Source organism: Streptomyces sp. NPDC049879, from assembly GCF_044461265.1.
GTDB lineage: Bacteria > Actinomycetota > Actinomycetes > Streptomycetales > Streptomycetaceae > Streptomyces.
Genome location: NZ_JBITKT010000004.1, coordinates 596,004 through 610,271, shown reverse-complemented (window position 1 = coordinate 610,271; position 14,268 = coordinate 596,004). Strand labels below are relative to the sequence as shown.

The 14,268-nt window shown below is 72.5% G+C and carries 11 protein-coding genes; 7 read left to right on the top strand and 4 right to left on the bottom strand.

The features are described from left to right. Positions 1 to 9 precede the first annotated feature (9 nt). Genes ACIBPC_RS17605 through ACIBPC_RS17595 form a run of 3 tightly spaced genes read left to right on the top strand, consistent with a single transcriptional unit; the run spans position 10 to position 4,792 of the window. The gene (locus ACIBPC_RS17605) at positions 10 to 879 is read left to right on the top strand and encodes a carbohydrate ABC transporter permease (protein ID WP_362960506.1); all 870 of its coding nucleotides are present in this window, start codon (positions 10 to 12) and stop codon (positions 877 to 879) included. A gap of 19 nt (positions 880 to 898) precedes the next feature. Next, positions 899 to 2,506 carry a glycoside hydrolase family 13 protein gene (locus ACIBPC_RS17600; protein WP_398845483.1) on the top strand — a complete coding sequence of 536 codons (1,608 nt, stop codon included), beginning with the start codon at positions 899 to 901 and terminating at the stop codon, positions 2,504 to 2,506. Positions 2,507 to 2,560: 54 nt separating this feature from the next. After that, positions 2,561 to 4,792, top strand: coding sequence for a glycosyl hydrolase family 28-related protein (locus ACIBPC_RS17595; RefSeq protein ID WP_398845480.1), 2,232 nt, complete (start codon positions 2,561 to 2,563; stop codon positions 4,790 to 4,792). Between the two features lie 326 nt (positions 4,793 to 5,118). Here the strand turns inward: ACIBPC_RS17595 and ACIBPC_RS17590 are convergent, their stop codons facing one another. Genes ACIBPC_RS17590 through ACIBPC_RS17580 form a run of 3 tightly spaced genes read right to left on the bottom strand, consistent with a single transcriptional unit; the run spans position 5,119 to position 6,425 of the window. Beyond that, positions 5,119 to 5,601, bottom strand: coding sequence for a hypothetical protein (locus tag ACIBPC_RS17590; protein ID WP_398845477.1), 483 nt, complete (start codon positions 5,599 to 5,601; stop codon positions 5,119 to 5,121). Between the two features lie 12 nt (positions 5,602 to 5,613). Continuing rightward, entirely contained in the window at positions 5,614 to 5,982 is a 369-nt protein-coding gene (locus ACIBPC_RS17585) for an ArsR/SmtB family transcription factor (RefSeq protein ID WP_398845476.1), read from the bottom strand. After that, entirely contained in the window at positions 5,979 to 6,425 is a 447-nt protein-coding gene (locus ACIBPC_RS17580) for an SRPBCC domain-containing protein (protein ID WP_398845474.1), read from the bottom strand. Before ACIBPC_RS17580 ends, ACIBPC_RS17585 begins: the two co-directional genes overlap by 4 nt. 232 nt (positions 6,426 to 6,657) lie before the next feature. Here ACIBPC_RS17580 and ACIBPC_RS17575 point away from each other — a divergent pair, with 232 nt between their 5' ends. Continuing rightward, positions 6,658 to 7,764 carry a CobW family GTP-binding protein gene (locus tag ACIBPC_RS17575; protein ID WP_398845471.1) on the top strand — a complete coding sequence of 369 codons (1,107 nt, stop codon included), beginning with the start codon at positions 6,658 to 6,660 and terminating at the stop codon, positions 7,762 to 7,764. On the opposite strand, the gene ACIBPC_RS17570 is transcribed toward ACIBPC_RS17575, so the two are convergent. Beyond that, positions 7,765 to 10,212 carry a DNA topoisomerase (ATP-hydrolyzing) subunit A gene (locus ACIBPC_RS17570; protein WP_398845469.1) on the bottom strand — a complete coding sequence of 816 codons (2,448 nt, stop codon included), beginning with the start codon at positions 10,210 to 10,212 and terminating at the stop codon, positions 7,765 to 7,767. Positions 10,213 to 10,363: 151 nt separating this feature from the next. On the opposite strand from ACIBPC_RS17570, the gene ACIBPC_RS17565 reads away from it, so the two are divergent. From ACIBPC_RS17565 to ACIBPC_RS17555, 3 genes are all read left to right on the top strand, one after another. After that, positions 10,364 to 11,746: a pitrilysin family protein gene (locus tag ACIBPC_RS17565; protein WP_362960652.1), complete on the top strand. Its 1,383-nt coding sequence runs from the start codon at positions 10,364 to 10,366 to the stop codon at positions 11,744 to 11,746. A 50-nt stretch (positions 11,747 to 11,796) separates the two neighbouring features. Further along, entirely contained in the window at positions 11,797 to 13,164 is a 1,368-nt protein-coding gene (locus ACIBPC_RS17560; RefSeq protein ID WP_362960649.1) for a pitrilysin family protein, read from the top strand. 250 nt (positions 13,165 to 13,414) lie between these two features. Further along, positions 13,415 to 14,092: a GntR family transcriptional regulator gene (locus ACIBPC_RS17555; protein WP_398845466.1), complete on the top strand. Its 678-nt coding sequence runs from the start codon at positions 13,415 to 13,417 to the stop codon at positions 14,090 to 14,092. Positions 14,093 to 14,268: the final 176 nt, after the last annotated feature.

Here is a 14,268-nt window from a genome sequence, read left to right as displayed (position 1 = left end):
GGAGCCGACATGCGTACTCTCGTGCGGCCCGCGGTTCTCCGGACCACCCGCGGCAGGATCGTCTACTGGTCCGTCCTCGCCGTCGCCCTGCTCGCGTTCACGGTCGCCTTCATCATCCCGCTGTACTGGATGATCACCGGCGGCATGAAGAGCTCGCCCGAGCTGGCCAGGACGCCTCCCACCTACATACCCGAGGAGTGGCACCCGCAGAACTACGAGGACGCCTGGACCGAACTGGACCTCGCCAAGTACTTCGGCAACACCCTCGTCCTCATCGGCGGCGCCTGGCTGCTCAGCCTCGCCGTGCAGCTGCCCGCCGCCTACGCCCTGTCCAAGCTGCGCCCGCGCTTCGGCAACGTCATCCTCGGCCTGATGCTCGTCACGCTGATGATGCCCGCGACGGCCCTGCTCGTGCCGAGCTACCTCACGGTCTCCGACCTGCCGATCTTCGGGACCAGCCTGATCAACAACCCGGCGGCCGTCTGGCTGCCGGCCGCGGCGAACGCGTTCAACATCTACGTCCTGAAGAACTTCTTCGACCAGATACCGGACGAACTGCTCGACGCCGCGCGCATCGACGGCGCGAGCGCGTTCACCACGTTCCGCCGCATCATCCTGCCGCTGTCCCGCCCGATCGTCGCCGTGGTGTCCATCCTGTCCATCACCGCGCTCTGGCGTGACTTCATCTGGCCGCTCGTCGTGCTGCCCGACCCGGCCAAACAGCCCATCACCGTCTACCTGCAGCGGATCGCCGACACCACGTCCCTGAACCTGCTGACCGCGGGACTCGTCCTCGCCAGCATTCCCCTCGTGGTGATCTTCCTGATCTTCCAGCGCCATATTCTCGCCGGCCTCACCGCGGGCAGCCTCAAGGGCTGAGTTCCGGAAAGGACCTCTCGTGCCGCACAACCCCACCGCATGGTGGCGGAACGCCGCCATCTACCAGGTGTATCCACGAAGCTTCGCCGACGGGGACGGCGACGGCACCGGCGACCTCGCCGGCGTCAGGGCCCGGCTGCCGTACCTGGCCGGGCTCGGCGTCGAGGCGCTGTGGTTCACGCCCTGGTACGTCTCACCGCTCGTGGACGGCGGCTACGACGTGGCGGACTACCGCGCCATCGACCCCGCCTTCGGGACGCTGGCCGAGGCCGAGAAGCTGATCGCCGAGGCGCGCCAGCTCGGCCTGCGCACGATCGTGGACGTCGTGCCCAACCACATCTCCGACGAGCATCCGTGGTTCAAGGCGGCACTCGCCGCGCCGCCCGGCAGCCCCGAGCGCGAGCTGTTCCACTTCCGCCCGGGGCGCGGTCCCGGCGGCGAGGAGCCGCCGAACAACTGGCGCGGCGAGTTCGGCGGCGTCCCGTGGACCCGCACCACCGACGCGGACGGGACGCCGGGGGACTGGTACCTCCACCTCTTCACACCGGGCCAGCCGGACGTCAACTGGGCCCACCCGCAGGTCCGCCAGGAGCACGAGGACATCCTCCGCTTCTGGTTCGACCGCGGCGCGGCGGGTGTCCGCATCGACTCGGCTGCCCTGCTGGCCAAGGACCCGGACCTGCCGGACTTCGAGGTCGGCAAGGACCCGCACCCCTTCGTGGACCGGGACGAGCTGCACGACATCTACCGGTCCTGGCGCGCCATCGCCGACGAGTACGACGGCGTGCTGATAGGCGAGCTGTGGCTGCCGGACGCCGAGCGCTTCGCCCGCTACCTGCGCAACGACGAGCTGCACACCGCGTTCAACTTCAGCCTGATGTCCTGCCCCTGGGACCCGGCGCTGCTGCGCGAGTCGATCGACACCACCCTCGCCTCCCACGCGGACGTCGGCGCGCCCGCGACCTGGGTGCTGTGCAACCACGACATCACCCGCACCGTCACCCGCTACGGCCGCGCCGGGGACACCGGCTTCTCCTTCGCCAGCAAGCGGTTCGGCACCCCCAGCGACATCGCGCTCGGCACCCGCCGCGCCCGCGCCGCCGCCCTGCTGACGCTCGCCCTGCCCGGCGCCGTCTACCTCTACCAGGGCGAGGAACGCGGCCTGCCCGAGGCCGACATCCCGCGCGACCGCATCACCGACCCGATGCACGAGCGGTCCGGCGGCGTCGACCCGGGCCGCGACGGCTGCCGCGTCCCCCTGCCGTGGGAGGGCACCGAGCCCCCCTACGGCTTCGGCGGCACGGACACCTGGCTGCCCCAGCCCGCGGACTGGGCGCCGTACACCGTCGAGCAGCAGGACGCGGACCCCGCGTCCATGCTCAACCTCTACCGGACCGCGCTGCGCCTGCGCCGCGAGCTGCTCGACGCCGACCCCACGGGCTTGACCTGGCTCGAAGCACCGGCGGGCGTCCTGGCGTTCACCCGGTCCGACGGCCTGGTGTGCGCCGTCAACCTGGCGGCGGAGCCCGTTCCGCTCCCCGCCCACACAGCCGTCCTGCTCAGCAGCGACCCTCTGGACGAGGGAGGTCTGCTGCCGCCGGACACGGCGGTCTGGCTGCGGAACTGATCCTTCCGACGCCGGAGCGCCTGCCCTTCCCCCACCCCCATAGAAGGGAACGACATGGGCGCAACACGAGCGTGGCCGCGCAAGCGGCTGCGCGCGGCGCTCGCCGTCTCCGCCTGCGCGGCCGTCCTGAGCACGCTCGGGATCGCCGCGCCGGCGTACGGCGACGCCTTACAGGAGCCGGCCGCCGAGGCGGCGGACGTCTCGCCCCTGGCCGGTGCGAGCCTGCCCTTCACCACCCAGGAAGCCGAATCCGCCAGCCACACGGGCACGGTCGTCGGCCCGGACTACACGCAGGGCACCGTCGCCTCCGAGGCGTCGGGCCGCCGGGCCGTGCGGATCACGTCAGGACAGCGCGTCCAGTTCACCCTCACGGCCCCGGCCAACGCCGTGACCGTCGCCTACAACGTCCCCGACGGCGCCAGCGGCACCCTGTCCGTGTACGCCAACGGCCAGCGCGTCAGCCAGCGCCTCCAGACCACCTCCCGCTACTCCTACTTCGACGCCCCGTGGATCGCGGGCGCGCGCACGCACCACTTCTTCGCGCACGCCCGGCTGCTCCTGGGCCAGAACCTGCCCGCGGGCGCGACCGTCACCGTCCAGGTCGACTCGGGTGACAACGCCGGTCCTTACGTCATCGACACCGCGTCGTTCGAGCAGGTGGCGGGCGCGGCGCAGCAGCCGGCCGGTTCCCTGAGCGTCACGAGCCGGGGCGCCGACCCGACCGGCCAGGCCGACTCGACGCAGGCGTTCACGCAGGCCGTCGCCGAGGGGCGCGGCGGCACCGTGTGGATCCCGCCGGGCACGTACCGGCTGACGCAGCCGATCTACGTCGAGAACGTCACCCTGCGCGGCGCCGGTGCGTGGCACTCGGTGGTGCGCTCGTCGCGCTTCATCAACCAGGGCAGTTCGCCCGGGAACGTCCACATCCGCGACTTCGCCGTCATCGGCGATGTCACCGAGCGCGTGGACAGCAACCCGGACAACTTCGTCAACGGCACGCTCGGCGCCAACTCGTCGGTCTCCGGCATGTGGCTCCAGCACCTGAAGGTCGGCCTGTGGCTGACCGGCGCCAACAACGGCCTCGTCGTGGAGAACAACCGCATCCTCGACATGGCCGCCGACGGCCTCAACCTCAACGGCAACGCCAACGGCATCGTCGTGCGCAACAACTACCTGCGCAACACCGGTGACGACGCCCTCGCCATGTGGTCGCTGCCCGCGATCAACCGCAACTCGACGTTCGAGAACAACACCGTCGTCCAGCCCAACCTCGCCAACGGCATCGCCATCTACGGCGGCGAGAACATCACCGTCCGCGGCAACCACATCCAGGACACCAACGCGCTCGGCAGCGGCATCGCCATCTCCAACCAGGCGTTCCTGCAGCCGTTCTTCCCCCTGGCGGGGACGACCCGCGTGGACGGCAACACCCTCGTCCGCACGGGCGCGATGAACCCCAACTGGAACCACCCGATGTCCGCCATCCGCGTGGACGCCTACAACCACGCCGTCACCTCCAGCGTCCAGATCACGAACACCACGATCCAGGACAGCCCGTACAGCGCCTTCCAGTTCGTCTCCGGCAGCGGCCAGGGCCTCGGGGCGAGCAACGTGACGGTCGACGGCGCCACGGTCCGCAACGTCGGCACCGTCGTCGTGCAGGCGGAGACGACCGGCTCGGCGACGTTCCGCAACGTCACCGCGACCGGCGTCGGAGCCGCGGGCCGCTACAACTGCCCGTACCCGACGAACATCCCGCCGTTCCAGATCAACGACGGCGGCGGCAACTCCGGTTGGAGCAGCACGTGGAACGACTGCGGCAGCTGGCCGCAGCCGGGCCAGCAGCCCGAGCCGCCGGACCCGGACCGCAACCTCGCGCTGCGCCGCCCGGTCACCGTCAGCAGCTACACCGAGGTGTACGACGGCTCGCGCGCGGTGGACGGCAACGCGTCGACGTACTGGGAGAGCCGCAACAACGCGTTCCCGCAGACGCTGACCGTCGACCTCGGCGCGTCCACGCAGGTGGGACGGGTCACGCTGCGGCTGCCCCCGTCCGCCGACTGGGGGACCCGCACGCAGACCGTGACCATACGCGGCGGCGACTCCACCGGCAGCCTGCGCGACCTGGTCACGCAGCGCGGCTACACGTTCAACCCGGCGAGCGGGAACCAGATCTCGCAGGCCCTGCCGGGCGGCACGTCCGTGCGCTACGTCCAGCTCACGTTCACCGGCAACACGGGATGGCCCGCGGGCCAGCTCAGCGAGATCGAGGTCTACCGCTCCTGACCCACTCCTGAGGCGCCCCCGGCGACACGTTCCTCCCACGCCGCCGGGGGTGCCGCCTGTGCGCCGAGGACGGGGGAAGCCCCGTGCGCCTGGTCGGCGTTCCCCCACCGCTTACCCAGGGCGAGCCGCGCGCCAGGCCGTCCGCCGGTCCCGGCGGACACCTCTCGACCGCTGGTCGTGGCCGGCAGGAGCACTGTTGCCGCGACGATGTGCGTCGACATGTGCCCGCAGGGCGCCGTACGGCGGCGGGGCGGCCCGGTCCACGCAGTCGGTCCCCGGGGAAGACCGGGGGACCGGGCGCCCGATGTCCGACTCGGACGCCGCCCTCAGGCGTGCCCGGGGACGGCGACGCGAAGATCGAGGAGCTGTTGCGTGTGCACGGGCACGTGGTCCTCGGCGAGGCCATCGATGAGGCCCGCCAGCGGGATCGGCTGGTCCAGCACGAGTACGCCGTTGGACAGGAGGAGTGACGGCACCGGAACCGAGGCGGCTTTCTCGTCGAGCCGATCGGCGATGTCGCACAGGATGGTGGCCTGGCTCCGCACATGATCACGCAGGGCCGCCCGGCCTGCGTGCTCGGTGATGATCCGGTCGAGATTCCAGGGGTCGAGGGAGACCCGGTTGTCGAAGGTGGGCCGCGAGCCGGCGACGACGCTGAGGGCGACCGCCGCGATCGAGGCGTCGACGCTGAGGAGATGGGCCAGTATCTGGTCGGCGTTCCATCCTCCGTCGTCCGCGTCGCCGAGGTCGGGGATGGCCGCCGCGTCGAGCAACCTGTCGTAGGCGCGGCGAAGTGGTGTCGTATCCATGGGGTGCTTCCTTCATTCGGGGCGTGTCGGACTCGAATCCCGCTCCGCCGCCTCGGCGACGCGTTTGATGTTCGCCAACCGCCGGTCCCAGGAGGCCGCGAGCGAGACCATCCACCGTGCCGTCGCGTCCAGCGCCGCGGGCCGCACCGCGTACCGCACCTCGCGTCCGACCCGGCCGCCGGAGACCAGCCCGGCGGCGTCCAGGACGGCGAGGTGCTTGACCACCGCCTGCCGCGAGACGGGAAGCCGTTCGGCGAGCGTCGTGGCGGTGGCCTCGCCCTGTGCGGCGAGCAGATCGAGCAGTTGGCGTCGCGTCGGGTCGGCCAGCGCACCGAGGACACTGTCGACGGCCTCGGCGGCGCCGGGACGCTCTTCCGTCACGTGGAGGGCTGTTCGGCGCGCGTCTTGAGCGCGTCGAGCTCCAGGGGCCAGCCTCCGGCGTGGTCCTTGAGATTCTGACTGCGCAGTTCCTCGGACCCGGCCAGCGCCGCGAACCCGCTTTCGACGACGCGCAGCCGCGTCTGGTCGCCTTCCGGAGTCAACGTGAACTCCACGAGGGTGCTGTTGTCCTCCCGCAGCTCTTCTCCGGGGAACGCGCTGGTCCAGCGGTACGCCAGATACGTGGGCGGCTCGACCTTCTCCACGCGCACCGGGAAGTCGCCGTGTTCGGCGTTCCTCGCCGTCATCGACTCGCCTTCCCTAGCCACGGTGCCGGGCAGGCTCGCCTTGTCGGCCACCCAGAACCCGGGTTGGGCCACCAGCGACCAGACCCGTTCCAGGGGTGCTGCGATCAGGGTTTCGCGTTCGATCCGGTCCTCGCTCACGAGAGACTCCTTCACCGTCGTCATCGGATGCAACCCCAGAGTTGCACTTCGACGGCCGAGGTGCAACCCGAGGGGTGCACCTGGGCCTGAGCCGAAGCTCGCGCCCTTGTCGGACACCGGTGCCCAGCGGGTGGTGCTGGAAGGCCGGCGCGCCTGCGCACCTCGGTCACGGAACCAGCCGCCGTGTCAAGCCCCGGAGGACTTCCGGAGCCGACCACTAAGCTCAGGACCCATGCCGACCAGCCGCGTTCCCGTCGTCGTCCTCACCGGCCACCTGGGCAGCGGGAAGACGACACTGCTCAACCACCTGCTCAGGAATCGCGCGGGCCTGCGCATCGGCGCGGTCGTCAACGACTTCGGCAGCATCCCGGTGGACGCCCTGCTGGTCGACGGGCAGGTCGACGCGATGGCGTCGTTCGGCAACGGCTGCCTGTGCTGCGCCGTGGACACCGAGGACCTCGACGCGGCGCTCGGGCGGCTCGCCGACCCGGCCACCGGGATCGGCCTGGTCGTCGTGGAGGCCAGCGGGCTCGCCGAACCCGCCGCGCTCGTCCGGATGGTCCTCGCGAGCGGGCATCCCCGTGTCGTCTACGGCGGGCTGGTGCACGTCGTGGACGCCGCCGAGGCGGAACGCGCCCCGTACCCCGGCTTCGCCGACCTGCTCGTCCTCAACAAGACCGACCGCGTGGACACCGCGCGGCGCGACGGGCTGCTGGCCGCGCTGCGGGAGGCGGGCGGGGGAGCGCCCGTCGTCGCCGCCGAGCACGGCCGGATCGACCCGCGCCTCCTCTTCGACCCGGCGGCCGGGGCCGGGGAACCGCGCGCGCGGCAGCTGTCGTTCGCCGACCTCCTCGCCGAGGACGACGCCGACGACCACGCGGCGCACGCGCACACGGCGTACGAGAGCGTGGCGTTCGAGACCCCGGGGCCGCTGGAGCCCGGCGCGTTCATGCGCTTCCTCGACACCCGGCCCGCCGGTCTCTACCGCATGAAGGGCTTCGTCTCCTTCGGCGGCGGCCCGGCGGACGAGCGGTACGCGGTCCACGCCGTCGGCCGGTTCCTCCGCTTCCACCCCCAGGCGGGCACGGGCGCGACGCGGCTCGTCCTCATCGGCGCGGGGCTCGACACCGACGCCCTGCGGGCCGGGCTCGCCGCCTGCGTCGCGGCCGACCTGGACACGCCCGCCGCGGCCCGCGAGGGCATGGGTGAGGTGCTGCGCTTCGTCGAGCACCCCGAGCACGAACCGGAACCCGGCACGCTCGAAGTGGCCGACCCCGCCGGCCCGTACGCCGCCGAGCCCGGTGGACCGGCGGCGTACGGGCCGGCGGCGGCCCGCTGATCAGGCCGGGCCCGCGACCACCGCGACGACCTTGCCGAGCGGCGCGCCCGAACCGTCCCGCCGCGGATCCGGCTCCGGCAGCTCGACCGGCGCGCCGGTCGCCGTCGCCGCCCGCGCCGGAGACGCCCCCGCCCAGGCGAACGTCAGTCCGTCCTCGCCCTTCAGGAACCGCTGGCAGCGCACACCACCCGTCGCGCGCCCCTTGCGCGGGTACTGGTCGAACGGCGTCAGCTTCGCCGACCCCAGCGAGTCGTCCAGCGTCCCGCTGCCGCCCGCGACCGTGAACACCACCGCGTCACGCGCCGGATCGACCGCCGTGAACGACAGCACCCGCGCGCCCTCCGCCAGCTTCACGCCCGCCATGCCGCCCGCCTGCCGCCCCTGCGGCCTGACCTGCGACGCCTGGAAGCGCAGCAGCTGGGCGTCGCTGGTGATGAACACCAGGTCCTCCTCGCCCGTCCGCAGCTCGACGCCGCCCACGACCCGGTCGCCCTCGCGCAGCGCGACGACCTCCAACTCCTCCTTGTTCGCCGGGTAGTCGGGCACCACGCGCTTCACCACACCCTGCTCGGTGCCCAGCGCGAGGCCGGGGGACGACTCGTCCAGCGTCGTCAGGCAGACCACCGTCTCGCCCTGCCGCAGCGACAGGAACTCCGACAGCTGCGCGCCGCCCGCCAGGTTCGGCATCGCCGGGGTCTGCGGGAGCTGCGGCAGGTCCACCACCGACAGGCGCAGCAGCCTGCCCTCCGACGTCACGGCGCCGATCTCGGCCCGGATCGTCGTCGCCACGGCGGAGACGATCACGTCGTGCTTCGTCCGCTTGGCGCGCGGCTCCCCGCCCTCGCCCGCGTCCGTCGTACGGGCCAGCAGCCCCGTCGAGGACAGCAGCACGCGGCACGGGTCGTCCGAGACCTCCAGGGGCACCGCGTCCACCGTCGCGCCGTCCGCCTCGGCCAGCACGGTGCGCCGGGGCGTGCCGTACTTCTTGGCGACCTGGGCCAGCTCGCCCGAGACCAGCTTCCGCAGCTCGGCGTCGGAGTCCAGGATGCGCGTCAGCTCCTCGATCTCGCCGTTCAGCCGGTCGCGCTCCGACTCCAGCTCGATGCGGTCGAAGCGCGTCAGCCGCCGCAGCGGGGTGTCCAGGATGTACTGCGTCTGGATCTCCGACAGGCCGAAGCGCCCGATCAGCGCGTCCTTGGCGGCCGCCGCGTTGTCGCTGGAGCGGATCAGCCGGATGACCTCGTCGATGTCGAGCAGCGCCACCAGCAGGCCCTCGACGAGGTGCAGCCGGTCGCGCCGCTTCCTCCTGCGGAACTCGCTGCGCCTGCGCACCACCTGGAGCCGGTGGTCGACGTAGACCTCAAGCAGCTCCTTCAGACCGAGCGTCAGCGGCTGCCCGTCGACGAGCGCGACGTTGTTGATGCCGAAGGTCTCCTCCATCGGCGTCAGCTTGTACAGCTGCGCGAGGACCGCCTCCGGGTTGAAGCCGTTCTTCACCTCGATGACCAGCCGCAGCCCGTGCTCGCGGTCGGTGAGGTCCTTGACGTCCGCGATGCCCTGCAGGCGCTTCGCGTTCACCAGGTCTTTGATCTTGGCGACGACCTTCTCCGGGCCGACGGTGAACGGCAGCTCGGTGATCACCAGGCCCTGCCGCCGCGCCGTGACCTTCTCCACCGTCGCCGTCGCCCGCATGCGGAAGACGCCGCGGCCGGTCGCGTACGCGTCACGGATGCCGTCGAGCCCGGCGATCCGCCCGCCGGTGGGCAGGTCGGGGCCCGGGACGTGGCGCATCAGCGCGTCGAGGTCGGCGTTCGGGTACCGGATCAGGTGCCGCGCCGCGGCGATGACCTCCACCAGGTTGTGCGGCGGCATGTTGGTGGCCATGCCGACGGCGATGCCGCTCGACCCGTTCACCAGCAGGTTCGGGTACGCGGCGGGCAGCGCGAGCGGCTCCTGCTCGCTGCCGTCGTAGTTCGCCGTGAAGTCGACGGTGTCCTCGTCGATCGAGTCGACCATCAGCCCCGACGCCGGAGCCGAGCGGCACTCGGTGTAGCGCATGGCGGCGGGCGGGTCGTCGTTGCCGAGCGACCCGAAGTTGCCGTGCCCGTCCACCAGCGGCAGCCGCATGGAGAACGGCTGCGCCATCCGCACCAGCGCGTCGTAGATGGCCGAGTCGCCGTGCGGGTGCAGCTTGCCCATCACCTCGCCCACGACGCGGGCGCACTTGACGTACCCCCGCTCGGGGCGGAGACCCATGTCGTGCATCTGGTAGAGGATGCGGCGGTGCACCGGCTTCAGCCCGTCCCGCGCGTCGGGCAGCGCCCGCGAGTAGATCACCGAGTAGGCGTACTCCAGGAAGGAGCCCCGCATCTCGTCGACGACGTCGATGTCGAGGATGCGCTCCTCGAACTCCTCCGGCGGCGGGGTCTTGGAACTTCGGCGGGCCATCGCGGCGCTGGCTCCTTCGTACGGGTGGACGGGTGCGTGTGCGGACCATTGTGGACCGCGCCGCTGACAACCCGGAACTTCGCACAGCCCGGCCCGCCTTGCATAAGGTGACAGGGCATCCCGACCGTCCGAGAGAAGGGACCTCATGCCCATGGGCCACACGGCCACCCCGCAGAATACCGCCGGCGGGCTCACCGCGACCGAGCACAGGCTGGCCAACGGGTTGCGGGTGGTGCTCTCCGAGGACCGTCTCACGCCCGTCGCGGCCGTCTGCCTCTGGTACGACGTCGGCTCCCGCCACGAGGTCGCCGGCCGCACCGGCCTGGCGCACCTCTTCGAGCACCTGATGTTCCAGGGCTCCGCGCAGGTGTCGGGCAACGGGCACTTCGAGCTGGTCCAGAGCGCCGGCGGCTCCCTGAACGGCACGACCAGCTTCGAGCGCACCAACTACTTCGAGACCATGCCGGCCCACGAGCTCGAACTGGCCCTGTGGCTGGAGGCCGACCGCATGGGCACCCTGCTGACGGCGCTCGACGACGAGTCGATGGAGAACCAGCGCGACGTCGTGAAGAACGAGCGCCGCCAGCGCTACGACAACGTCCCCTACGGCACCGCGTTCGAGCGCCTGACCTCCATGGTCTTCCCGGACGGCCACCCCTACCACCACACCCCCATCGGCTCGATGGCGGACCTCGACGCGGCCTCGCTCGAGGACGCCCGCGCGTTCTTCCGCACCTACTACGCGCCCAACAACGCGGTGCTGTCCGTCGTCGGCGACATCGACTCCGCGCGCACCCTCGCCTGGATCGAGAAGTACTTCGGCAGCATCCCGGCCCACGACGGCAAGCGCCCGCCGCGCGACGGCACGCTGCCCGACGTCATCGGCGCCGAGCTGCGCGAGCTGCTGCGCGAGGACGTCCCCTCCCGCGCCCTGATGGCCGCCTACCGCCTCCCGCAGGACGGCACCCGCGAGGCCGACGCCGCCGACCTCGCCCTCACCGCGCTCGGCGGCGGCGAGTCGTCCCGCCTGCACAACCGCCTGGTGCGCCGCGACCGCACCGCCGTCGGCGCGGGTTTCGGCCTGCTCCGCCTGGCGGGCGCGCCGTCGATGGGCTGGCTGGACGTCAAGGCGTCGAGCGACGCGGAGATCGCCGACATCGAGCGCGCCGTGGACGAGGAGCTGGCCCGCTTCGCCGAGGAGGGCCCGACCGCCGAGGAGATGGAGCGCGCCCAGGCGCAGCTGGAGCGCGAGTGGCTCGACCGGCTCGCCACGGTCGGCAGCCGCGCCGACGAACTGTGCCGCTACGCGGTGCTGTTCGGCGACCCGCAGCTCGCGCTGACGGCCGTGGACCGCATCCTCGCGATCACCCCCGAGGAGGTGCGCGCCGTCGCCGCCGCACGCCTGCGGCCCGACAACCGCGCGGTCCTCGTGTACGAGCCCACCGGGGCGCCGGCCGCCGACGCGGACGCCACGCCGGACAGCAGCACCGAGAGCGACGCCGCGACCGAGCCGACCGAAGGGGCGGACCAGTGACCGACCGGACCGACGACCACGCGACCGGCGGCGGCGCCCCCGCCGCCACGATGACCCTGCACCCCCGCCCCACCGGCGGCGAGCCCACCCCCTGGGCGTTCCCCGCGCCCGACCGGGGCGGGCTGCCCAACGGGATGACGGTCCTGCGCTGCCACCGTCCCGGCCAGAAGGTCATCGCCGTCGAGATCAACCTGCCCGCCCCGCTGGCCGCCGAGCCCGCCGGGCAGGAGGGTGTCGCGACGATCATGGCCCGCGCGTTCTCCGAGGGCACCGACCGGCACTCGGCCGAGGAGTTCGCCGCCGAGCTGGAGCGCTGCGGCGCGACGCTCGACAGCCACGCGGACCACCCCGGCGTCCGCGTCTCCCTGGAGGTGCCGGCCTCCCGCCTGACGCAGGCGCTGCGGCTGACCGCCGACGCGCTGCGCGCCCCGGCGTTCCCCGAGCACGAGATCGAGCGCCTCGTGCGCAACCGGCTCGACGAGATCCCGCACGAGCTGGCGAACCCGGGCCGCCGCGCGGCGATGGCCCTGTACGACACGCTGTTCCCCGCCACGTCGCGCCTGTCGCGGCCCCGGCAGGGCACGGCGGAGAGCGTCCAGCGCGTGGACGCCAAGGCGGTCCGCGCGTTCTACGAGGCGCACGTCCGCCCGGCGGGCGCCACGGCCGTCGTCGTCGGCGACCTGACCGGCATCGACCTGGACGCCGCGCTCGCCGAGACGCTGGGCGCCTGGACGGGCACGCCCGCGACCGAGCCCGCCTGGGAGTCCGTCACGGCGGACGACCGCGCGCGCGTCGTCATCGTGGACCGGCCCGGCGCCGTCCAGACGCAGCTGCTGATCGGCCGCACCGGCGCGGACCGGCACGACCCGGTGTGGGCCGCCCAGCGCGTCGGCGTCTACTGCCTCGGCGGCACGATCACCTCCCGCCTGGACCGCGTCCTGCGGGAGGAGAAGGGCTACACATACGGCATCCGGGCCTTCGCCCAGGTGCTCAACTCGCGGGCCGACGGCTCCGGGCTGGCCCTGCTGGGCATCCGCGGCTCGGTCGCGACCGACGTCACGGGCCCGGCGCTCGCCGACCTGTGGCAGGTGCTGCGGACGCTGGCCGCCGAGGGGCTGACGGACGAGGAGCGGGACGCGGCCGTGCAGTTCCTGGTGGGTGTCGCCCCGCTCAGCTTCGAGACGGCCGCCGCCGTCGCGGGCACCCTCGCCGACCTGGTCGAGGAGGGCCTGCCGGAGGACTACCAGGCGCGGCTGTACGCGCGGATGGCCGAGACCGGCACGGTCGAGGCGTCCGCGGCCGTGGTGAGCGCGTTCCCGCTGGAACGGCTCGTCACGGTCCTCGTCGGCGACGCGGCGCAGATCGCCGAGCCCGTGCGCGCCCTCGGCATCGGCGAGGTCACGGTGATCGGCGGCTGACGCCCGCCCCGGCCCCCGGCGGCGGGAACGCCGCCGCCGGGGGCCGTTTTCCTGCCCGGGGACTTATCGCGCGCGGGTTTTCGCGCCGTGAACTTTCCGGGCTGTGAATTTTTCGTAAAAAAGGGCCGAAAGGCATCGCAGTCCACCGGGACCCCTATCGGCATTCCCGGTTTCTTGCCATACAGTTCGGGGGAGTGATCCGGTCGTAATGCAACAGGGCTGAAGCCGGCGATGGCTGTGGGGGTTTGTCATGCGTATCTCCGCGCACACGGTATGCACGGCGATCCGTGACGACATCGTCGGCGGCGTCCTGCCGCCGGGCGCCCGCCTCGCCGAGGAGCAGCTCGCCCAGCGGTACGGCGTCTCCCGCGTCCCGGTGCGCGAGGCGCTGCGCACGCTGGAGTCCGAGGGCTTCGTCGTCTCGCGGCGCCACGCGGGCGCCTGCGTGGCCCAGCCGGGCGACCGCGAGGCCGCCGACCTGCTCGACATGCGCGCCCTCCTGGAGCCGCTGGGCGCCGCCCGTGCCGCCCAGCGGCGCACGGAGGCGCACCTCAAGGTGCTGCGCGGGCTCGTGCGCCTCGGGCGCCAGCGCGCGGGCCAGGGCCAGGAGGCCGACCTGCGCTCCCTCGCCGACTGGTTCCACGAGACGCTCGCGCAGGCCACGTGCAGCCCCGGCCTGACCGCGCTCCTCGTGCAGCTGCGGCGCAAGGTCACCTGGCTCTACACGGGCGAGCCCGTCTCCCGCGCGGTGGTGCTGTGGCAGGAGCGCGGCGCCCTGGTGGACGCCATCGCCCGCGGCGACGCGGAGCGGGCGCGGGCCCTGTCCGCGGCCCAGCTGGAGCGGGCCGCCCCCGTCAGGCGGCAGTTCCGCACCGCCGTCGCGAGGACCCCGAAACCTGCTGTCAACACAGGCCGTGGCCAGATTTAACAACGACCGCATACAAAAGAACGGCGAGGTCGCGGGGGCGGCGGGACCGTGAATTCCGTCGCCGTATTGGCGGCCGCGCATGGTGCTGCCCGGAATTCGGGGAAAAGGCCGCTGTTTATTGTCCGCGAGTGAGCGGATGCTTACGCATTCGATCGCGGCGGGAAGTAATCCGCCCG

Bases quoted from the DNA above. Each gene is read 5' to 3' on its own strand.
- ACIBPC_RS17605 (WP_362960506.1), top strand. From the start codon at position 10: ATGCGTACTCTCGTGCGGCCCGCGGTTCTCCGGACCACCCGCGGCAGG.
- ACIBPC_RS17595 (WP_398845480.1), top strand. From the start codon at position 2,561: ATGGGCGCAACACGAGCGTGGCCGCGCAAGCGGCTGCGCGCGGCGCTC.
- ACIBPC_RS17590 (WP_398845477.1), bottom strand. From the start codon at position 5,601: ATGGATACGACACCACTTCGCCGCGCCTACGACAGGTTGCTCGACGCG.
- ACIBPC_RS17575 (WP_398845471.1), top strand. From the start codon at position 6,658: ATGCCGACCAGCCGCGTTCCCGTCGTCGTCCTCACCGGCCACCTGGGC.
- ACIBPC_RS17570 (WP_398845469.1), bottom strand. From the start codon at position 10,212: ATGGCCCGCCGAAGTTCCAAGACCCCGCCGCCGGAGGAGTTCGAGGAG.
- ACIBPC_RS17565 (WP_362960652.1), top strand. From the start codon at position 10,364: ATGGGCCACACGGCCACCCCGCAGAATACCGCCGGCGGGCTCACCGCG.
- ACIBPC_RS17560 (WP_362960649.1), top strand. From the start codon at position 11,797: ATGACCCTGCACCCCCGCCCCACCGGCGGCGAGCCCACCCCCTGGGCG.
- ACIBPC_RS17555 (WP_398845466.1), top strand. From the start codon at position 13,415: ATGCGTATCTCCGCGCACACGGTATGCACGGCGATCCGTGACGACATC.